The organism is Mucilaginibacter sp. UYP27 (assembly GCF_040547175.1).
Lineage (GTDB): Bacteria > Bacteroidota > Bacteroidia > Sphingobacteriales > Sphingobacteriaceae > Mucilaginibacter.
The window spans coordinates 72,381-94,053 of the sequence record NZ_JBEPPE010000006.1 but is presented as its reverse complement, the minus strand read 5'-3'; the positions used below and the strand labels follow the sequence as shown (position 1 = coordinate 94,053).

The window sequence follows — 21,673 nt, the reverse complement described above, 5'->3', positions numbered from 1 at the left end:
AAAAATGAACTTTCTTTAATCAATTACCATTAATTGGGGTTATTGTTTTATAAAGCAGCACAAATTAAGCTAAAATGATAATAAAACAACCAAACCAACTCGATACAGATTATAAGGCGGTAACCCTTGCCGCCGAACTTATTGAGCAAGGCCTTGTTAGTGCCGATGGTGTTATTATTTTACCTGTTGGCCCTCAGCAGCGCGCCTACGCAAAAGAAATAAACGAGGTGGTAAATTACACTTCGGTGTATCGAAACCGCGAAATGCTGGCTATACACATTAACAGGGAAGGGCTGTATGATATGCTGCCCGAAGGGTTGTTTCATCAGCCGCCGGCATCAAGCGTAATGATCACCGAGCAGGCGATGATCAAAGATATTAACATCCGCCGCGAAGAAGAGAAACAAGCCCGCGCTTTTTTTGCACCCTTAGAAGCCGAGCTGTACCATATCCGCACCATTGTTGAACTTTACGAAAGCAGGCTTGATAAAAAAAGCACCTACCACGAGTTGGTAAATATATTCCTGAAGGAGTGGGAGGAGTTTAGATGCTTTAATAATGAGCAGATGGTGATATTGATGCATGTATTACCTGTGATACATGAGCAACGCAATAACCTCACGTTCATTAGTAATATCCTCAGCATTATGTTTAAGGTTGATATTGATCTGCAATACCGGTTAAGCACTGATACCTCGCCATCAAAAGAAGTACAGGCTTTAGAAACTAAACTTGGCGCGGGCGTTTTAGGTGTAAATTTTATTGCCGGGTTAGTTGTTGAAGAGGAGGAAGAACTTATCATAAATATTGGCCCGCTTACTGCCGGCCAAATGCTTATGTTTTTACCGGGTACACAGTTTGCCGGGGCTCTTGATGTTTTGCTATCGTACTTTATTCCGTTGTCAACAACCATTAATACCAACTATCTTGTTGGCCCCGAAAACCAGAAAATGGTACTGGGCTTTGGCGACGAAAATGCCTGCCTTGGGTTTACTACATACCTGGGCGCTTAATTAGCTCCTATAAATAACCGGTAATTAGCATTTATAACACTACGGCTTGTCAATTTAGATTTTAGCAGGGTAAGCAATGTGTCCCAATCATTTGTTGCCAGTTGCAAATTCGCGGCGGGCTCTAAAAATATATCTACTGTTTTTTGAAACCCTTCTTTAGGGTTGGCAGATACCATGATGCCTTTGCCAATTTTTACATTGGTTATTTTATTGCCAAGTTCGTAATAACAGTAGCTCACCAGATCGGCCTGGGTAACAATCCTGTCTTTTGTAGTAAGGCCATATTTATAGGCCTGGATCCGTTCTGTTGCGCCAAGGCTATTGCGGCCGCCAATTGTGCCGGTCATCAGGCGCAGGCTATCGGCTTTTATTTTAATATTTTCGAACTGTACCAGGCGCGACCCACGGCGGATGTGATTAGCATTATCTGCCAGTGTTGTCCAATATTGCAGGTAAAGCATGCTTGCCTTAGCGCCCGGTTTTACAATGAGATAATTGTTTAATTCGCTCCCTGTTTCTGCCTGTTTCGATTTTTTTTCTATCAGCGCCAGGTTTTGCTCAAGCGTTTTTAGGATGTTGTTCAAAAAGTCACTGCCATAGCTGGCAAAGGCGGCTTTTTCATCGCGCAGTAATTCAAATAGGTACTCTATTAATTGTTGGGCGTTACGCGGGTCAAAGCGCTCCGCCCCACCGTTACGTATTGTGTAACTACCTTCAAAACTTTGTGTGGCTTGTGTATAGGGAATTTCACTGTAGTAAACACTGCGGTCGTCATAAAGCTCTTTAACCGACAGGAAATGATCATCTGCCGATACTTTTATTGGGATAATGTTATTCACTTCCCGCAGGCGATACTTTTGCTCGTGCCGCCTGCGGTTTACCACCGGTAAGCAATTTAACGATACCTGTAACTCATCTATAACCGCGGGTGATATTGCCGCGGGGAAGGTTAATTTAAGCCACACGCATGGTTTAAGTTTAGCCAGGTCATTAGTATTAAACTGCCCTGCAAATTCTTCCGGGAAGGCCTGCTTTTGGCCATCAATATTTGTTAGCGATGCATCGGTTAATGATATAAAACGGGTAGAATAATACTCTTTAATATCGCGCGTTATGAGGTTAATTACGTTTTGCTCGTAAAATACAGGCCTGTTAGCCACCTCCGCGTCTTCTTTATAAATGAGGCCGGGTTGTGTTTGCAATTCGGTTTTGCCACTATAACATTTTACAACCGATAATAATTTATAAAAATCATTATTGGCAGAGTATTCGGGCCATTCAAAAAACAGGGAAATATTTTGTAAATTATTAAGAGCAGGCGCACAATCTATACCCAGCCAAAGCGTATTGGGCTCGTTGATCAGATCTGAAGGGGCAGTTAACACGGTGTTTTTGTGCATGGCCTCATCGTTTTCGTACACATTGCGGCCATTGGCTGTGTAACGTATGGCAGCGTTAAACACTTCCAGTTCGCCAGCCGGCGAAAAAAATACCTGTAACTCTTCTGCCTTTGTGTTTTCTTTAGTTGCCGGTCGTTTATAAATAAAATGATTGTTGGGATTTATCACCTCTTTGGCCTCTATTGGCTGTGCCTTGATCACCGCATGGGCAGGTAGTGCCGATGTCAAATAATCTGAAGCAAGTATGCGGGATATTTTGCTGAGCACCCGGTTTTCCAGGTTTTTTACATCGTTAGATACATTAAACAGTTCGCTGCTCAGGGCTTCTATCAGCAGCTTTACCATGGGGTCTATATCATTAATATTGGTTGTGCCCCAATAATCCATGGCATTGCGCAGCATGCGTGTACGGATATCCTCTTTACTGTTAAAAAAAATGTTGCTCATATATTGCTTAGGCTGATAAAGGACTTAGGTATAACGATGTCGAAAAGGTGTAGTTTTCGCCGGTTTGCTGCATTTTACCGCTCAACACAATCTCAACCCTTTTTTTTATCTCGCTTACGTTACGTAAGGGGTAAAATTTATTTACTTCTTTTATTCGCACATCAAGGTTTACATCGTAAATGCGCTGCTCGTATTGTTTTATTGATCGTAAAAGAGACTGCCTCAGCTTTTCTTCCCACATACTTTCGCTAATAATCAGCTCAAAATCAAGGTCCCATATCTCGCAACCAAAGTCTGGTTTATACCGGTGTTCGCCATACCTGGTAAAAATAATCAGCTCGATGTACTGCGAAATTGAAGCCCCAACATCTTGCTTTTCAAGGTCTTGCCCTTGAAAAATTTGGTTTAAGCGAAATGGTTTTTTGTAAAGCGGACTTGCCATTCTTTTAGTTAAATACCTAACTGTGAGTTTATTTTGTACTTATGGTAAACAAAAGTTTTCTTAAATAGTTGTATAAACATTCGTGCAGGTTGAAAAGCTGTTGATTTAGCAATGAATTGATACTTTATCCGGGAGTTATTTTTCCTCAATAATAACCGGTGTGCTGGGTGGTATAAATTTTACTAAACCGTTTATTGATACTTATTAATGAAGCCAGTTAACAATAATGATCTACGCCGGTCCTATATCAATTTCATCCTATATTTTGTTACCACTGTAGCTTTTACGATCCTCATCGTATTTTTTTATTTTTTTACAGCCAACCGCGAGGTGGTGCTGCTTAACGAAAGGGTAAAAGAGTCTGATAAGCTGGTGGCCATACGTGCCGATATCAACAATAATTTCGATTTGATTTTGCAGCGCATGCAGCAGCTATCGCAATTCACCAAAATGAATTCGGAAGAATTGAATAACCAAAGCTTGCTGCTTAATGATATCCAGGAAGCAAACCTTAGGATCCAGGGCAAATTACAGGAAAACACCACCGGTTTAAAAAGCTTTGAGCTTTACAAAAAATTGAGCGATAATATATCCGTTGCCGCAAATATTAAAGATTCGTTGTTTACCACGCGTTTCCAGATAGAGAGCCTTCGCTCGCAATTGGCGGCGTGCAACAGAACCAACACCAGTGCAGTTAACAGAATTAAAGGACGATTTGGCCGCTAATACATATGATGAAGTTTAGTATAAAAGAAAAGCGCGAGAAGTTTTTATTTTTTACAGCCCTGTTCCTGTTTACCGTGGGCTTGTTATGCACTGCTATTTTTTACAATAACCAGGATAATAGCAATATATCTAAAGAAGACTATGCAAAAAGGATCACCGAAGAAGACCGTTTTGAAGGTATGGTGGCCGAAGCAATGCCCGGTATAGACACCACATACTCGCGCATTGTGAAGTTTAACCCCGATGTGCAGGCGCTATTTTTAGAAAACGATATTAAAAACGCCATAACGGCTATACGCTCTTACTATAACAGCAGGACTTATGATACACGTTACAAGTGCTTTATATACGCTTCAAAAGTACCCGAGAGCCTTTTTTATGATAAGCGCGAGTTACGCGGCAACTATGGCGATATAAGGCGCATTAACAAGCTTTTAGACGATTGTAAACTTTCTACACGGCAATTGCAGCAAAACATGAGCGCTGCAGGCCATTAATATAAATCCTATCCGTAAAACAAAGCACCTTAACCCAATGCAAGAAGATTACAACAGCGGCCGCCCGGTTAATACCAACAGGCAAAATTACATTTTCCTTTACATTGTAGTAAGCATCCTGCTATTAGCCGGCCTTATTTTTTTATTCAAGAGCTCGCTTTTTGATAAGCGTAACGTAAACGCCAAAATTTTAAAAGACGAGATCGCCATCAATGAAGACCTCGTTTACTCAGATAATACCGAAAACGCCAAAAACTGGCAGTGGGAGTTTGGGAATGGCGATAAATCTGACAAACAAAACGGGGCATACCGCTTCAAAAAAACAGGGGCTTATATTGTAAGGTTAACGGTTGATGGCAAATTACAACAACAATTCCCTATAAATGTAAAAGATACCGTTGCCCAACTACTAAAAGACACCTCGCTTGCCGTTAATGGCCCAACCCAGGGTATTGTTAACGAAGAAGTAAGGTTAGAGGCACAAGGCAACGCCCGCATTTACGAATGGTCGTTCGGTGAAACCGGGCGCGTAGATGTTAAAGGCCCAACTGCGCTTTACACTTACCACAATGCGGGTACTTATTTTGTTAGGCTTAATGCCGATAATGGCAGCCGCCCTGTTCTGCACAAGATCCGCATCACTAATCCCGATTCTACAGTAAATGCAATTGTTGCACCCGGCGAAGGCGAGCGAAAAGTAATAGATGATATCCGTGCACACCTGCAAGCGATAGCTAATGGTGCCGATTTTAATACTCACTACTACTATTTGGTTAACAAATACTTCTGTGGCGATGAAAAGGTAACTGTAAACCTGGACTCGAACGGGGATAATAAACAAACCGATTTTTACTCTTACTGTATGCGCCTAACCTTTGGCGGCGGGGTTAGTATTGATGAAGCACAGGTTACACTTAAGCCAAAATCTACATGCTCCAGCCTGCTAACAGTTAAACAGCATTCATCAACCTCAAACGCGGCAGCTAAACGTTCAAAATAATCAGTCTATCCTAATTATCATGAAAAACATACTATACGTTTTAACCATATTTACAACGCTGGCTGCCAGTGCGCAGTCGCCGGTATCATTTAGTAGAAAAGTACAAACGCTGCCTGTAGCGTTCGAGAAACCAAACAGCCGTACCAACATCCACGATGACGGTAAAAAATCGTCGTTACCATGGATCGTATTTTCTGACCGTGCCGAGAACTATACTTATACGGCGCCGGGCGGCTCATTGGTGATGAAGAAAATATCATTTATGCAGCCTTTTTATGTAAGCCAGGTGAAGGGCGGCTACGCTAAACTTATTAAATACGAGCCGGGCATTGTACAAGGCCGTAAGCTAACCAATAAAAAAGCAGCACAGAGTTACGGGTGGATCAGCCTTGATAAAATGTTGTTGTGGCAATCGGCTTATGTAAACCCCGCAAGTGGCTATGCCGAAAAATCGATAACCATAGCATCCGGCAAAGGCCCGTTGACTATGCCGAAAGTGTATTTTGACAGATCAGATTCGCTTTACGTATATAACTCGCCCGAATTAGAGCATAAAAAAACTAAGGTAGCATTACACCAATTGCTATATATCTACAAAAAATCTGCCGATGGTAAAACGGTTTTGGTTGGATCAGACGGCCAGTTAATTGCCGATAGTGCATCTCGTAGCATATATGGCTGGTTACCTGCCGATGCGGTACATAGTTGGGGTAACCGATTATATATAGGCTCGGCTAAGCAGGATGGTAATTTTGATTCTGATGATTCGGTAGCCAATGTTATAAACAACGCCATAACTTATAATGGCGTGGCTACGCCATTTGTGTTTGATCCCCTGATAGATCAGGATCAGCCATTATTACGCAGCTTGCCTGTATTGGGCACCAATGGCCAAACCGGTAAATTGCAGGTGGGCGTTGCTACCGATGTTTACGATAAATCGCACAACAGTATTATCAATATCAAAGGTGGGCACCTGTCTTACCAGGATTACCTGAGCATCCGCAGGAATACACACAAAATTAATATTGTATTTGTGGTAGACGGTGGTAGCTCTATGCGTAATTACTTCTCTGGCTTAACCAACACCATTCAATCGTTTGAAAACACCTTTGACCTTTACGATAAAGGGAACCAGTTAAGCTACGCCGCAGTTGTTTATCGGGGACAAACCAATTGCACCACAGGTGGTGTAGAGCATGAGTCATTTAATACGGATTACCGCAGGGTGGTTAAGTTTTTAGATAAACAGGCGTCTATAACATCGGCATGTTCGCCGGCGCCAAACAGCCAGCCTGTTTTTGATGGTTTGCGCAGCGCGTTAAATATGTTTAAAGCCCGCAAGGACGAAACCAATCTTATTGTATTAATAGGTAGTACAGGTAACGCATCTGCCGATGATATAGCCGATCTGTCGTACCAAATGGCGGCTTCGGATGCACGTTTGCTGGCCATCCAATTATATAGCGACTACAACCCAATTTACAACGATTTTGTAATACAATCACGTAAGCTGGTATCGCAATCTGCCACGTTATTGGCCGATAATAAAAAGAAACGCATGGTTATAGGCGAAGGCCTTACCAGCACACAGCAATTTAATGTATCGCTATCTGATACCGTCTCTTTTTACCTTGATTATCCAAAGAACAGTATCATACAGGGTGCGGTAATATTCCCGCCAAAAGGTGTGGTTAAAACCAACCAGGCTATGGTTACCGCGGTTAAACGCCTTATGGCCGAAACCCAGTTGGATATTAAAACCCAAACCCACTCATTAGACAGCGTGTTTAGGTTAACAGGCCGCGAGCATCGGTTTGTACAGCCGGTAGTTACATCGCAATTTACAGCACCTGTGCCCGATAGCCTTGGCGACGATATGCCTCACAACGCCTTTAAATACTTTTTGCAGGCCAACTTACCCGCCGATGTGGTAAAAACAAACCCAAGCCAATTGCAATATTTGGTAATATTAAACGATGCCGAGTATAAGCAAATGACGGACATCTTATCAATGATGATAGGTGAGAACTTACAGCAGGATGCCGGTAATTATCGCAGCCAGTTGTACAAAAACTACGTCAACATTGTACGCAGTTACATGGGGTTAAAAGATTTTCCTAAATCAGCGATCCGCGATATGCTGATAACCGATTACATCACCAAAACTACCGGGCTTGTTGTACCAACTAATAAAAGCCTTGGGCAGTTTAGGGTAAAAGATATTAAGGATACCGATAAAATGCCACAAGGGCAGTTTGAGGCCTATATCAATTATCTTATAAAATGCCGCAATACAATTAAACAACAGGCATTGCTGCAACAGCACTTTGTATCAAACGGCCAAATTTATTATTACGTAACCCAGGCAAACTGGAACAACTAATCAACACAAACCAATGAGTGTAATAAGTTTAAGCGATTCGGTAAAAACAGGGGTAAGGGTTGCACAATCTTTAGCCAAAGAATACCATCATAAAGAGTTTGGCCCCGCGCATTTATTAAAAGGGTTGATGCACCAGGAAGTAGGGCTACGCAATTTTCTTACATCGATAAATAAGGATGCAGCCTACATCAGCGATTGGGCCGATGTGAGGATGGAGGAATATCCCAGATCTATAACGGTGCCCGATGAAATGCTTGGCAACGATGCCGTTAAACTAACTTTTGAAGAAGCCGATAACGTACGTGTAAAACTTGGCCTTGATGCTATTACACCTATTTGCGTGCTTATCGCATTAAGCAAACCTAATGTAGGTTTTGATGCCGGGCAGCTAAAATCATTCCCGGTAAAAGAGAAGGAGCTGCTTGATGTTTACATACAGGACGAAGGTGTACAAAATGCTATCGCTCCACCAACTACGGGTGAAGGCAATGGAGGTGGTAAATCTACCGGCGCATTAATGAAGTATTGTATTGACCGTACTGATCTTGCACGCCAGGGTAAAATAGACCCCATTATAGGCCGCGACAAGGAAACGCGGATGATCATGGAGATATTGAGCCGCCGCACCAAGCCAAACGTAATTATTACAGGCGATGCCGGTGTAGGTAAAACCGCATTGGTAGATGGCTTTGCTTTGGATATCGTGAATAACCAGGTGCCGCAATCGCTACTGAATGTAAGTTTGTTTGAACTGGATTTAGGGTCGCTTATTGCGGGGGCATCTTATAAAGGCGAGATAGAAGACCGCCTTAAAAATATCCTGAAAGAAATAAAGCAGTTTGATAAGGCTATCTTGTTTATAGACGAGATTCATACCCTGCTGGATAATAAAGGCCCTATTGGTGGAGGTGTGGGTAACCTGCTTAAACCAGAACTTGCCCGCGGCGAGATAACCGTTATTGGCGCTACTACCATTGATGAATATCGAAAAATAATTGAGCCGGAGCAGGCTTTTAGTCGCAGGTTTGAGGTGTTGCAGGTAAATGAGCCTGATATTGATACCGCCATAAAAATGCTTGAAAAGCTGGTGCCTTATTACGAGGAGCATCACGGCTTAAAAATAAATAATGAAGCGGTAAAGGATTGCGTGAGGCTTGCCAAACGCTATATGAAGGACCGCCGCCTGCCCGACTCTGCATTTGATCTGATGGACCGTACCATGGCCGCCATAAGGCTTATGAACGATACATCGGACATGACCCTGGCCGAGTTGCAAGAGAAATTTACCGAACTTAAAAACGCGGAAATTGAAGCCGACAGCATCGTAGCCGATTACAAATGGCTTTACAATATAATGCAGAATAAAACCAGCGCTGTGCTTTTGGGCAAGCTGGAAGATGATACCCAGGTAAGCGCATTTGAAACGGCTGATGAGTATATCGAATACTTTAACCGTAACCTTCCATTGCTGGAAACACTTGCAAAGGATAAAACCAGCGAAGTAGATAAGCACGATATTGCCGCCATTATCTCTTATAAAACGGGTATCCCGATGGGTAAGATCCAGGCGCAGGAAAAAGAAAGGCTTTTAAACATGGAAAGCTTTTTGAAAAAACGCGTTGTGGGGCAGGATCAGGCATTGAAGGCCGTCTCTGATGCCATACTGGAATCACGCAGCGGGCTTAATAAAAAAGGGCAGCCAATCGGTTCCTTCTTTTTACTTGGCCCAACGGGTACAGGTAAAACTGAACTTGCCAAATCAATAGCCGACTTTTTGTTTAACGATGAAAAGGCGATGATAAGGTTTGATATGTCGGAATTTAAGGAAGAGCATTCTGCGGCTTTGCTATATGGCGCGCCTCCCGGTTATGTAGGGTATGAAGAAGGTGGTTTGCTGGTAAATAAAATAAGGCAACAACCTTATTCGGTAGTATTGTTTGACGAGATTGAAAAGGCGCATCCATCCGTATTTGATATTTTTCTGCAGATATTAGACGAAGGCCATCTGCACGACAGGCTGGGTAAAGAGGGCGATTTTTCTAATTCGTTGGTGCTGTTTACCTCTAACATTGGCAGCGAATGGCTTGCCGAACAATTAAACCAGGGTAATTTGCCAACATCTAACCAGTTTATGGAAGTGATGAGTAAGCATTTCAGGCCCGAGTTTTTGGCAAGGCTTTCAGAGATTGTTCCGTTTAAACCAATATCCGAAGAAAATGTAGTCCGGATCTTCGATATCCAATTGAAGAGCCTTATCGAACCTTTAGAGAAGATGGGTGTTGGATTCGCTATAACTGATGATGCTAAAACAATGCTGGCTATGGATGGCTTTACGCCAAAATACGGTGCGAGGCAGTTGTCGGGTGTTATCCGTAACCGGTTAAGGCGCCCAATCTCCCGATATATAATTTCGGGCGAATTAAAAAAGGGTCAAACCATCAGTATCACTAAAAAAGAGGATTCGGACCAATTGGAATGGACTATTAATTAAATGTTAAAGTATTAAATAACAACTTGTTTAATAAAACAATTTGTTACAAAAACACATTGTAGTAATAAATTGAAGCATCTACACTTATCCCATACCTATGTATAACTACGAAATAGGAGGAAACGAAACGAAAGTTGACACCTCAGAAGCATTTGGTGAGATATCTCCCAATAAAACATTGTTTATTCAAAAACTAACCGATAATGAGCCGTTACGCCCCGAGAAAGTAGAAGGCCTGAAAACTGTGGAGGAGGTTTTTGAACATTATAAACCAAATGTAAACATCGCGCTTACTAAGCAAGATGGATCAACCATATCTGAAAATCTTAAGTTTCAGAACCTGAGCGATTTTGGCGTGAAAAAAGTTGTGCAGCAAAGTAGCTACCTGCGCAAGCTTAACATTGAGCGCGAGATGCATATGAATATCATTAAGCAGCTTAAAACAAACAAAACATTAAAGACCACGCTTGACAATGACGAAACAAGGGCTGCATTTATCAGCGCACTTAAAAGTTTTGTAAAAGAGCTTGAACAATAATTGAAGATACATAACCTTAACCAGTTAATACAAAAGCATTATGGCAACACCAAACGAGCAAGCCAGTAACGAAGCATCATCGGCACAGGGTTTTAAAACAGCGGAAAAAACTGTTGAGAAAGACCTTAACCTAAACCAAAGCCTTGAAAAATTATCAAGGGTTGGCGGTTTCGACCTATTGGAAACTACAATAGACGGCCTACAAAACTTAAACCCCGAACGTAAAGCGCGCAAACAGATATTTTTGACAGATGATGAAAAGAAACTGGAACGCGAAGAGCTTAAACAGAAACTTAGCCAATGGATAGAAGCCCTTGAAACAGGCGGCAACGTTAGCGAAATGGTTACAAACAGTACCGAAAAGCTGCAATTAGCCGAAGAGAACCTGAATACCAATATCCACGATGCACTTGAAAGCACACGTGACCTGGAGCAGGCTTACCGGTCGTTACAGTTGTTTTATAAAAACACCGAGTCGGATAAGGTAAATAATGTGGTGATCATGAACGCGTCGTTAGACCAGTTGAAAGAATTGGATAACCCGCGCTTTATTGATTATGTAGGCAGCGAGCTTAAACAAAACTACGATAGGTTGGATCTGCGGAAAAACTACTCTATAATGGTTATCCCCGGTTACCTGGGGTCGAATAAGGTGGTCGAAAAATGGTCAAAGATAGCTTTCGAGAACAAAGTAATGCTGGTGACTGACTTTGCTGACTTGGAACAACCGGATGATGTGATAGACCTGTTTACATCTGCTAACCTAACCGGTGGCGATGCCTTCAAGTCTAACACGATCATGACATGTAACTGGATGGTTGGCCGTGGTAAAGTAGCCGAGGTGGGCGAAGAGGATGACCTTTATGTACCTGGCTCATCTGCATTGGCGGGTAAAATGTATTACACGTTAATGTCGCAGGTTACCGCGGGTAAAAAACACGGTGCCGTAAACGAAGTAGATGGCGTGCGTTTCGACTTGAAGAAAAGTGAGATCTCTCATCTGGAACGTATTGGCTTGGTGCCAATGGTTAACGAGTACGGTAAAGTAATGGCGTTTTCTGCCAAAACTTTATTTAATGGCGATAATATTGGCTTACAAACCTACTCGGTAGTGCGTGTATTTGATTACATCACCAAAGTATTGTTTGACTTTTTGAACCGCCGGGCATTTGAGAACTGGAACTCTAAAACAGAGCAGGACCTGCGTTCTCAGATAGTTAAGTTTTTGGATAATATCCAGGGGCCTGATCGTTTGATAGAACGTTTCAAAATCATAAAATTTGAACGTGATGAGGTACAGAAAGACAGGATCCACCTGGATATCAATATCACTCCTTACTTCCCTGCAAAAAGTTTTGTGGTTAAGTTAGACGGCCATAAAGGTGAAGATGCCAGTGCAACCTGGAACACCGAATACAAGCAACAATAATATTTATATAATATTTGTTTATGCCCCGCCTGTAATAATGGCGGGGCATTTTAATTTAATGTTAGGTTAAGTTTAAATATTACTGCACATGTAATTAATTACTGCTTACTTTTGTGGCAGCAAATGAAGCATGTTGTTATTATAAACGCGGATGTAAATAAGGGCGAAACCACACAGGCCCTTATTAATGCCTACAGGCACGGAGCCGAAGGCGGGCAGGCGTCTGTAAAAGATATTGTAATTGCCGACCTTAAATTTAACCCTAACAAGCAGCTACCGGGCAGTATCGGCGGGTTGGAGGCGGATTTAACGGATGCCGTTGTTAAGTTGATGTGGGCCAGCCATATTGTGGTATTTTGCCCTGTATTTAAAGATTCTATCAATTTTAAAATAAAAGGTTTCTTTGACCGCATTTTTATGCCCGACCAGGTATTTGTGGTGAACCAGCCAAAATTTAGTAATGATTTTCGCGGCCGCTCCGCACGTATCGTATCTATCCTGGATGAGGCTGCCTGGGCCGATTGGCAAGAAACACAACGCGCTACTTATCTTTCTATTAAACGATCTGTTTTAGAAAAATGTAATATTAAACCGGTGCATACAAGTGCTATTGGCCATATCTATTCCCTTGAAAATCAATACGCTCAAAAGTGGCTTAAGAAACTTTATAGCTTCGGTATCAAGCTGATATAGATAATTATAGGTTAATTTATTATTTCTCGAAACAATATATAATCTCATCTGTAGTTAATATATAAAAACCGATGGTCGGTTTTATTAATAATAACCTTTAAAATTTATCGTTATGGCTTTCAAAGCAAGATTAAATTTTTCGGGCAAAGAGTACGATGTACTTAATTGCTCGTATGCCCTAAACAGAGATGTTGATTCAAAAGGACGCCCGTCATCAGGTGTTTACGGTGGTACTATCGATGTAGAGATCGAGTCGACCGAAGACACATCGATTATTGAATCAATGGTTAACAATCAGTACAAACCCGTTACAGGAACTTTGCTGGTAAAAAAATCTGACGAAGATTCTAAAATGAAAGAACTATCTTTTGAGGACGGTTACATTGTGAAGTATTCTGAAGGCTTAAACATTGTTGGTGATACACCAATGACCTACAAGTTTACCATATCTGCCCGCAAGTTAAAACTTGGTAATGCAGAGCATGTTAACGACTGGCCGGGACGCGCCAACTAATTCCATCTTATTTTAATTAATTGAGTTTACGCTTTGCCGGGATGGTTAAAGGGTGCCTCTGATTGTTACACAACAAAATTTATTATCATGGCTTTTAAAGCAAGAATTAACATAGGCTCGAAAGAGTTTGACGTGCTGCAGTGCAGCTACGCGCTAAGTAGAGATGTTGACGCGAAAGGTCGCCCATCATCAGGTGTTTATGGTGGTACCATCCAGGTTGAAGTAGAATCAACAGAAGATACTTCGGTTATCGAATCGATGGTGAACAACCAATACAAACCATTAAGTGGTACCATCACCTTCAAAAAATCTGAAGAAGATGCCAAAATGAAAGAACTAACTTTTGAAGATGGTTATATCATCCAATATAACGAAGGTATTTCTATAGTTGGGAACGCACCTATGACCCTTAGTTTCGTATTGTCGGCCCGCAAGCTTAAAATTGGCAATGCCGAGCACGAGAACGACTGGCCGAAATAGGCTTTAGCCGAACTCGCAAATACCAAGATACGGAGGAGATAGAAGAGTATCTTCTCCGTTTTTTTTAATCCGATCAGCTTCTTTTTTAATCTACCTAATGAAAAAAAAGAAAAGAATAATTAAGCACGGTTCGCCTACCATTCGCAAAAAAGTTAAGTCTGTAGCCCCTACAGCTATGGAATACATATTGCTTTTTAACACGTGCGAGATCAAGAAAGAAAAGATAGCTGCAATTGATAAAATAATTGACGAAAAAATAGTTGTTAACCGGGCACGGTACGAGGGGGTATCAAGCCTGGTAAAAGGAGGGGGTATCAATACTTCGTTTTTAAATAAACAACCTCTGTTTCAGTCATCCTATACACCATTTTTTAACAGGTTCCCGTTAGCTGCCGATTCGGCTTCTACAGCAGCTCCGATTGCCGACTCCACATCTACCGCATTGCCGATAGATACCACGGCTTTAAGAGTGTTAACTACACCGTTAACGCCATTTAGTTTACCCAAGCCATCAATGGGCTTAAACTTTAACCAAAAGTACGATCTGCTCACAGGCAAGTACGTTGATAATAACGATCCGTTTGGATTGAACCGTGATATTTTTGGTGGTACAAACTTTTTTGCAGGCTCATCGGTACCGTGGTATTTTATAGCTTGCGTGCATTACATGGAGTGCAACTTTAGTTTTAAACACCATTTGCATAACGGCGATCCTTTAACCGGTTATACCGTACATGTACCGGCCAACAGGCCTAAGGTAGGGCACGCGCCTCCCTTTAAATTTGAAGAAAGTGCGGTAGATGCTATCAAGCTGATGAAATATGACCAGGTTACCAACTGGAGTTTATCATTCATATTGCTCAAGCTTGAAGGATACAATGGTTTTGGTTATAACAGAAAGGGTATCCATACTCCTTACTTGTGGAGCTACTCTAACCATTATACCAAAGGCAAGTACGTAAAAGATGGCGTTTACGATGCCAATGCAGTATCCAGCCAGTTAGGTGCAGCGGTTATATTAAAACGAATGGAACAAAGGGCATTGATCAGTATTCCCAGGAATTAGAATGAAGCAGCTATTTAAATATATAACTATTAGCTTGTTGCTACCGGCGGTTTATGCATGTAATGGCAGCGCGGCAGGAAATAGGCAGGCCGATTCTACAACGGATATTAAAACAAAAGATACCGTTTCCGCTGCTACGGCCGCACGAAATATAGGTAATGACGAGCAGCAGTTCAGGTTGTTTTTTAAGACTTTCAAAGATGCTGTTAAAGCTAACAATAAAGCACAACTTGTAAAAATGTTCAGTTTTCCATTGCAAACTTTACCGCAGTGGACAAATGATGAATTAAAAAGTAACCCTGTTAATATTAACGACGGCTTGATAACCGATAATGATTTTTCACAGTATTACAATGATATTTTCACTAAAGACGCGCTTAAACTGATACCTGCAAGTAAAGAGAATGACCTTTCTGAAATTGACAAAACAACAGCCGAAAATTATTACCTCACTTTAAAAGAGGCTACTGATAAAGGCAGTACATTATACGAGTTAGAGAAGCAATACACCGAAGATAACGGTAAAGAAACTTCTTTCGGGTTTGTTTTTGGTAAAGTAAAAGGTGCTTATAAAGTTATAAGCTACTATAGGCCATGGCCATTAAAATAATAACACTAAGCCGCACAAAATGGATAGCAAGATAAAAGTAGATATTAGCATAGAGGGTACGCAAATTGCGCACTTTTCATCTTTTACACTGGAGCAACGTTTTAACGAACACCATACCTTTCAGTTGCGGTTTAACCACGACCAAATCGAGAATACTAACAATGTAACACTCGAGAAGTCAAAAGAATTTATTGGTAAAAATCTTACGGTGCAGTTTGGCCGAACCGAAGATGCCGACCACCAGTTTACCGGCAAAATTACCCGGGTAGAGATAGCGCAGAGCCACGGCTTTCAGGGAGATATTGTAATTAGTGGCTTTAGCCCGAGCATCCTGATAGATCGCGGTGCCGATTTAGGTTCATACTTGAATAAAGATCTTAAAACCATATTGCAGCAGGCCACAGCCGACGCCCCGCAAAACGACCTGAGTTTTAATATCGCGCCAACATATACGTCGCCAATTGACTATTTGATCCAATATCGCGAAAGCGATTTTGAGTTTATAAACCGCCTATCGGCAGAGTACCACGAGTGGTTTTACTACGATGGCACAAAACTGAATTTTGGCAAACCGACCAAGCTGGAAGAGATAACCCTCATATATGGTAGGGATCTGCACAGCATCCAGTACGGTATGCAGATCTCGCCGCTTAGTTATCAAAAATTCTCGTACAACTCTGTGCAGGATCAGTTGTTGACATCTAAACCGTCGGGCACGAGTAACGGCTCGGCCGATCTTTCGCATGCTATCGCGGCGTCTAATCAAGTTTACAGTAAACAATACAACGAACCACTTGATGTAAGGGTGAACTCGCAAAAAGATATAGATACGTTTGTAAACGATGAGCATAAAGCGATAGTATCCGAATTGTTGAGCATTATGGGCAATGGCGATAATCCGCAGGTTGCCTTGGGTAAGGTGGTAAACATCAGTACCAGTATGCGCGGGCAAATCGGTTTCGAGGTGCAAGATTTTGGTAAGTTTTTGGTAACAGCCGTTTATCACCAGTTGGATGGGGTGGGGCACTATCAAAACACTTTTGAAGGTGTATCTGCCGATAGTGAAAAGCTATTGGTTAAGAACGCGCAAAAACCAAATCCCGATATGCAGTTGGCCACCGTGTTAGACAACGACGACCCTAAAAAGCAAGGCCGTGTTAAAGTGCAATTTAAATGGAAATGTACCGCTAACGACCCTACCGAATGGCTGCGTGTAATGAGCCCCAACGCAGGGAGCGGAGATACAGGAAAAAATCGCGGTTTTTTAGTGGTACCCGAAAAAGGCGACCAGGTGATTGTAGATTTTGAAGAAGGTAACATTGCCAGGCCTGTAATATTAGGTAGTGTATACCATAGTAATAATGTTGATAGCGGCGGCTTTAGCAATAGTAATCTAAAAGGGATGACCTCGCGCAAAGGCAGCCATTTAAGTTTTGACGACGCAGCACATGCGCTCACATTGGCTACATCAGCGGCTAATGTTGTTAATGTGCACGAGGGCGATGGATCAGTACAAACAACTGCGGCACAAACCATCAGCCATAAAACAGGAAGCAACTTTATTGAAGTAAAAAATAAGGATGGTTCTATAACGCTGAAATCTGATAAAGTAATTACCTTTCAAAGCGGCGATAGCTCCATTACGCTTAACACAAATGGAACAATCAGTATAAAAGGCAAAATATTTAACGTAGAAGCCGATAACAACCACATCAAGGGTGAAAGCAAGATTGATGGCGGTAATGTATTTATTAATTAATTAGCGTTAATGTATTATGTGGAGCTTACTTAATAAAGAAGAAAACAAAGTAGATATCTTAAAAACAGGTGTAACAAAAAAATATATATGTACTATTGACAGCGACATACAAATTGGTACCATGAACGTTGTTACCACAACTGAATGCCGGTGGGTAGTAACCGTTAAGAATATAACAGAGCAAGAATATCGTTTAGAGATTTTAACGCTTGATAATCATATTATATCAACTAATAATCCATCAGTACATGACGTGGCCGCGTTAAACAACCTTTTTAAGGAAATTTATAACGAACTGGATGTAACAGTTAACAAAAAAGGCCATGTGTATGCTATAAATAACATGGTGCAAATCAAAGATAAGTGGTTGAGGGTACGTGGTCAGCTTAAAGCCTTAACCGCCAACGAAGAAAGCATAGCCAGTGTGATACGGTTAAATGACGATATTTTTGATAACAATGCTAATTTAATGCACACCATAAAGGCCATTGAGTTTTTCGAGATTTTCTTTAATGGGATATATGAAGAAAGCATACCCTATTCCGGCAGGTTTACACGCAGAAGTAAATTCCAAGCAGCTGATATTGATTGGGCAATACGTTACAACTTTGAAAGCAGCGATAATAAGACGGTGGTTTTTGAGGGTGAAAATGATAAACGGCCCAATGCAGATTGGCTTCGTAACGCATATGGCCATTTTACTTTTTTAGAACCAGCTACACTTGTGCCTGTTATTAGTTGTAAAGGAAAATATCAAATTGATCCCGAAACGGGGATGATTGCCAAAGCATCATACTATACAGAGGAAGTAGTACATGTGCAATTATTACATAACAAAATTAAATATACGCTAACTCAATATTAATTTGTTTTTTGCAATCATGTATTCAGAAAAAACGTTACAGATATTTAGACAGAACGGATGGTTTGAAGGCCGACGTATCAAACTTGACAAGTTTACCCACGTATTGGCAGAATATGGTAATGAGTTTGACTTAACGGGTGCCGCCGCCAGTTTATATCAGGAGTTGGGTGAGCTCAGTTTCTCGTTTTATAACGCCCGTAATAATCGGGTAGAAGAGATCGTATTTGATGTGGAGGAGGCGGTATCGGTTCTGTTTCCTGGTGACATACAGGAGGATTACCTGTCTTTAACTAATAGCAAGGTGCTTACGCCTATTGCTTATTGGAATAATTCGGCCGGGATTATTATGGCAGATGAAAAAGCACGAATCTATTTGGGCGTGGATGATTATTTTGAATGCCTGGGCCAGACACCTGAGGAAGCGTTTGACAAAATTTTTAACAGCCAGGCCGGGCAGCCTGTAAATCAGGAAAGGTTGTAAAATGAAACACAATAGCACAGAAGTTTTAGAGGCCTCAAAAGAGATGCTTAAAAGGTTAAAGATCAGATATGAAACCATTAAGGTGCAGGAATTTAAGCCAAATGCTAAAATAGAAGAAACAGGTCAGATTGTTAACTTATGGGTGGTTAATTACACATATACGGTATTTGAAGAGGAATCGGCATTTGTTTATATTGATGATACTGACCTTAAGCTGATTTATGTACTCACCAAACATGGCTATATAACAGATTGATCACGAAAGGATATTTATGAGCAAGTTTCTGAACGAGGGCGATTTTTTTATGTGCACCGGGGGGATGATGCCTGCTAAGATGAAGAGCGGGCAGGTAACCACAAGCAAAAAATCAGCTGTAAAATATATCCGGATAACGGATGTGCAAACAACGTCATTTGGCGACTTTGTTTGCAAAAAATTAATGTTACTTATGGCAGTAGCGGCAGTGCTTTTTGCTTTGCTTTGCGCAGTAACAGGCGGTGCTGCTTTAATAGCAGCCGCGGCAATAGGTGGTGCGGTAGGCGCTGCGGCAGGAGCACTCATTTGCGGCACCAAGGCTGCGGCCGCCCGTAAATGGTTAATGCCTAAGCAGCAAGTTTATATTAACGGGCAGTTGGCATTAACAGATAGCTCATATATGATATGTACCGCCGTAGGTACCGAGCAAATCCGGCTGGCCCCTCACATTAAAAATTGGTGGCAGGCCATCGCTGTAGGGGTTACCAACTTTGCTGGCGAAATGTTTAAATGCATTATGGTGGGCGCGGCTGCTGCCGGTGGTATTGTTTTACTTACCGAAGGTGCGGGTGCCTTTTTATCTAACGTGGCAGCAAATTATTTACTCACCTGGACCTCAGGCTGGGGCCTTGCCTTGCGTGGCGGCATTGGTGCTATGGGTGCCGTACAAAGTAAGTATGTAGGTGGTGACAGTACTGGGGATGCTTTACTGCACGGTGCGCAAGGCTCGGCTTATGGTATGGAACAGGGAACGGCTCAAAGTATGGGTAATATTGCCACTGGTCAGGGTAAACCAGAAGATTACGCAGCATTGTTAGCCTGGGGAGCGCCGATAGCACCTGAAGCAAAAAAAGGACCCGTTGATCCTGATGCTATGGCTGGCAATCCATGGGAAGGCAAACCACAAAGTGGTAAAACCGGTTTCCTGGAGAGTAAGCGAATGAGCCGTTCAGAGTTAACGGAATATAAGGAAGGCTTAAAAGATCAGGGTATCGGTTTTGAAGTTGATAAAAATGGTCATTTGCCCGATAATGTGCGTGCTGGATTTGATAATCAAAATGGCAAAGTTTATTTACGAAAAGGAGCTACTAATTACGAAGCGTTTCATGAGGCACAGCATGCCAAGCAATGGAGGGAACTGGGTAAAGATGCTTATATGAAACAAAGCAGGGCTGAGCGTGAACAATATGTTTACGACCAGATCGTGAAAAACAAAGGCCAGTTTAGTGATGCCGAATTAAATCATGCCCGTAATTATATCAATAGCGAACGGTCAAAAGCGGGATTGCCCCCTGTGCTGGATGCCATGGAAGGTGGTACACCCAAAAAAGGTGAGAATGGTGATTTGTTTGAAGATCCGACTGTAGTAAAAAATGAGGCTGAAAGCGTAAAGGCGAATGATGAGATTGGCGCCAAACCGGAAGAATTTAAAGTTGGCGATGAAATAGCTGGTAAACCAATCGTGAATGTAAGGGAGGGTACAAATGGTAAGGTCGCAGTAATTGGAAGAAAAATGGCGGGACATGTTGAAGATGTAGGCGCAAACTTAGAAGGCAATGGAAAAAATGTGGAATTGTTTAACGAGCAAAACCAAAGTAATAAATTATTTAATATTGATGGAGAAACGTATACCTGGAAAGAGGTTGCCGATGATTTTGGTAATAAAGGTAAGTACGTAAGGAACGAAAAAGGGTGGATTGTTGATTCTGATCTAAAAAATACATTAATGTACAAGGCTAATGAGCAATGGGCTGGAAAGCTGGCTGCTGAAAAATATACGGTAATAGATATGGGGTATCCACCAGATGTACAATCTAATAGTGTATTTTATGATATGGAAAGAAACGTAATTTTTGGTAAATAATGTTATGAATACAATTGATATATTAATCGCAATTATTAAGCAAAATTTTAATTTTATGACTTTAAGGGGGTATTCATTTGATACATCAAAAGTTTATAATGAAAACAATGAAGCAAGAATTTTTGCAAAACTGGAAATGAAAAATGATGCTCTTAACAGGCACTTAATATTTACGATCTATCCAAGAGCTACTACCGAAATTGAAATTTACATAACTGATTGTAGTACTGACTTAAGTATGAACATCAAACATTACACCGAATTCAAAAAAGGCAACGTAGCAAAACCTACGTCAGATTTCATAGTAAATATGAACAATCCATCTTTGTCTGTAAGTGAAATATCAACATACCTACAATCATTATTTGAAACAGACCTTAAAGATGTTGTTTATGGTAAGCAATGGATTACTTTTCCTACTTATGATGCCAGGGACGAATATTGACATTAGTTTTAGTCAAAGAGAACAGACACGAGCGAAGGCTAATCAGATCAAATCTAAGACGTTAGAAATTTAAGAATTTAACGGTCTTGGTAATTAGTGGTAAAGATGGCGGCTTAATTGTGATTATATTCCCATTTGCTGGAATCTGGGTGTCCGTAAATCAAGGTTGGATTGGCAATTTTAATTACTTAAGCCATTGACAACAGTATATCCTTGTTGCAAATCAAATGTATAATATTCAAACGCACTATGTCTAAATAATATCAATGAT

General features: G+C 41.3%; 21 protein-coding genes. 19 read left to right on the top strand and 2 right to left on the bottom strand.

The window, feature by feature from the left end:
• The first annotated feature begins 74 nt into the window (after positions 1-74).
• Positions 75-1,013, top strand: coding sequence for a type VI secretion system baseplate subunit TssG (locus ABIB39_RS17930; protein WP_354431550.1), 939 nt, complete (start codon positions 75-77; stop codon positions 1,011-1,013).
• Here the strand turns inward: ABIB39_RS17930 and ABIB39_RS17925 are convergent.
• Positions 1,010-2,860 carry a hypothetical protein gene (locus ABIB39_RS17925; protein WP_354431549.1) on the bottom strand — a complete coding sequence of 617 codons (1,851 nt, stop codon included), beginning with the start codon at positions 2,858-2,860 and terminating at the stop codon, positions 1,010-1,012. The genes ABIB39_RS17930 and ABIB39_RS17925 overlap by 4 nt on opposite strands.
• A gap of 7 nt (positions 2,861-2,867) precedes the next feature.
• Positions 2,868-3,302 (bottom strand): GPW/gp25 family protein, encoded by a 435-nt coding sequence (locus ABIB39_RS17920; protein ID WP_354431548.1) that lies wholly within the window; start codon positions 3,300-3,302, stop codon positions 2,868-2,870.
• Positions 3,303-3,509: 207 nt separating this feature from the next.
• Between ABIB39_RS17920 and ABIB39_RS17915 the strand changes: the two genes are divergently transcribed.
• From ABIB39_RS17915 to ABIB39_RS17830, 18 genes are all read left to right on the top strand, one after another.
• Entirely contained in the window at positions 3,510-4,028 is a 519-nt protein-coding gene (locus ABIB39_RS17915) for a hypothetical protein (RefSeq protein ID WP_354431547.1), read from the top strand.
• 5 nt (positions 4,029-4,033) lie between these two features.
• Positions 4,034-4,525 carry a type VI secretion system TssO gene (gene tssO, locus ABIB39_RS17910; protein WP_354431546.1) on the top strand — a complete coding sequence of 164 codons (492 nt, stop codon included), beginning with the start codon at positions 4,034-4,036 and terminating at the stop codon, positions 4,523-4,525.
• A 37-nt stretch (positions 4,526-4,562) separates the two neighbouring features.
• Positions 4,563-5,525: a PKD domain-containing protein gene (locus tag ABIB39_RS17905; RefSeq protein WP_354431545.1), complete on the top strand. Its 963-nt coding sequence runs from the start codon at positions 4,563-4,565 to the stop codon at positions 5,523-5,525.
• Positions 5,526-5,544: 19 nt separating this feature from the next.
• Complete coding sequence (gene tssR, locus ABIB39_RS17900; RefSeq protein ID WP_354431544.1) at positions 5,545-7,911, top strand: type VI secretion system protein TssR domain-containing protein; 2,367 nt, start codon at positions 5,545-5,547, stop codon at positions 7,909-7,911.
• A 13-nt stretch (positions 7,912-7,924) separates the two neighbouring features.
• Complete coding sequence (locus ABIB39_RS17895) at positions 7,925-10,402, top strand: ATP-dependent Clp protease ATP-binding subunit (protein ID WP_354431543.1); 2,478 nt, start codon at positions 7,925-7,927, stop codon at positions 10,400-10,402.
• Positions 10,403-10,499: 97 nt separating this feature from the next.
• Positions 10,500-10,940, top strand: a complete 441-nt coding sequence (locus ABIB39_RS17890; RefSeq protein ID WP_354431542.1) for a type VI secretion system contractile sheath small subunit — start codon at positions 10,500-10,502, stop codon at positions 10,938-10,940.
• A 40-nt stretch (positions 10,941-10,980) separates the two neighbouring features.
• On the top strand, positions 10,981-12,369 hold the full coding sequence (locus ABIB39_RS17885; protein ID WP_354431541.1) for a DUF5458 family protein: 1,389 nt from the start codon (positions 10,981-10,983) through the stop codon (positions 12,367-12,369).
• A gap of 123 nt (positions 12,370-12,492) precedes the next feature.
• Positions 12,493-13,062 carry an NAD(P)H-dependent oxidoreductase gene (locus ABIB39_RS17880; protein WP_354431540.1) on the top strand — a complete coding sequence of 190 codons (570 nt, stop codon included), beginning with the start codon at positions 12,493-12,495 and terminating at the stop codon, positions 13,060-13,062.
• Positions 13,063-13,174: 112 nt separating this feature from the next.
• Positions 13,175-13,576 carry a type VI secretion system tube protein TssD gene (gene tssD / locus ABIB39_RS17875; protein WP_354431539.1) on the top strand — a complete coding sequence of 134 codons (402 nt, stop codon included), beginning with the start codon at positions 13,175-13,177 and terminating at the stop codon, positions 13,574-13,576.
• A gap of 87 nt (positions 13,577-13,663) precedes the next feature.
• Positions 13,664-14,056 (top strand): type VI secretion system tube protein TssD, encoded by a 393-nt coding sequence (gene tssD / locus ABIB39_RS17870; protein ID WP_354431538.1) that lies wholly within the window; start codon positions 13,664-13,666, stop codon positions 14,054-14,056.
• Between the two features lie 97 nt (positions 14,057-14,153).
• Positions 14,154-15,122, top strand: coding sequence for a hypothetical protein (locus tag ABIB39_RS17865; protein ID WP_354431537.1), 969 nt, complete (start codon positions 14,154-14,156; stop codon positions 15,120-15,122).
• A 1-nt stretch (position 15,123) separates the two neighbouring features.
• The gene (locus ABIB39_RS17860) at positions 15,124-15,732 is read left to right on the top strand and encodes a hypothetical protein (protein WP_354431536.1); all 609 of its coding nucleotides are present in this window, start codon (positions 15,124-15,126) and stop codon (positions 15,730-15,732) included.
• A gap of 19 nt (positions 15,733-15,751) precedes the next feature.
• A complete protein-coding gene (locus tag ABIB39_RS17855; protein ID WP_354431535.1) occupies positions 15,752-17,491 on the top strand; it encodes a type VI secretion system Vgr family protein in 1,740 nt (579 codons plus the stop codon).
• Between the two features lie 16 nt (positions 17,492-17,507).
• Positions 17,508-18,356 (top strand): hypothetical protein, encoded by an 849-nt coding sequence (locus tag ABIB39_RS17850; protein WP_354431534.1) that lies wholly within the window; start codon positions 17,508-17,510, stop codon positions 18,354-18,356.
• Between the two features lie 16 nt (positions 18,357-18,372).
• Complete coding sequence (locus tag ABIB39_RS17845) at positions 18,373-18,837, top strand: SUKH-3 domain-containing protein (protein ID WP_354431533.1); 465 nt, start codon at positions 18,373-18,375, stop codon at positions 18,835-18,837.
• A gap of 1 nt (position 18,838) precedes the next feature.
• The gene (locus ABIB39_RS17840; RefSeq protein WP_354431532.1) at positions 18,839-19,093 is read left to right on the top strand and encodes a hypothetical protein; all 255 of its coding nucleotides are present in this window, start codon (positions 18,839-18,841) and stop codon (positions 19,091-19,093) included.
• Positions 19,094-19,109: 16 nt separating this feature from the next.
• Positions 19,110-20,957: a zincin-like metallopeptidase toxin domain-containing protein gene (locus tag ABIB39_RS17835; RefSeq protein ID WP_354431531.1), complete on the top strand. Its 1,848-nt coding sequence runs from the start codon at positions 19,110-19,112 to the stop codon at positions 20,955-20,957.
• A 4-nt stretch (positions 20,958-20,961) separates the two neighbouring features.
• Positions 20,962-21,402, top strand: a complete 441-nt coding sequence (locus ABIB39_RS17830; RefSeq protein ID WP_354431530.1) for a hypothetical protein — start codon at positions 20,962-20,964, stop codon at positions 21,400-21,402.
• Positions 21,403-21,673: the final 271 nt, after the last annotated feature.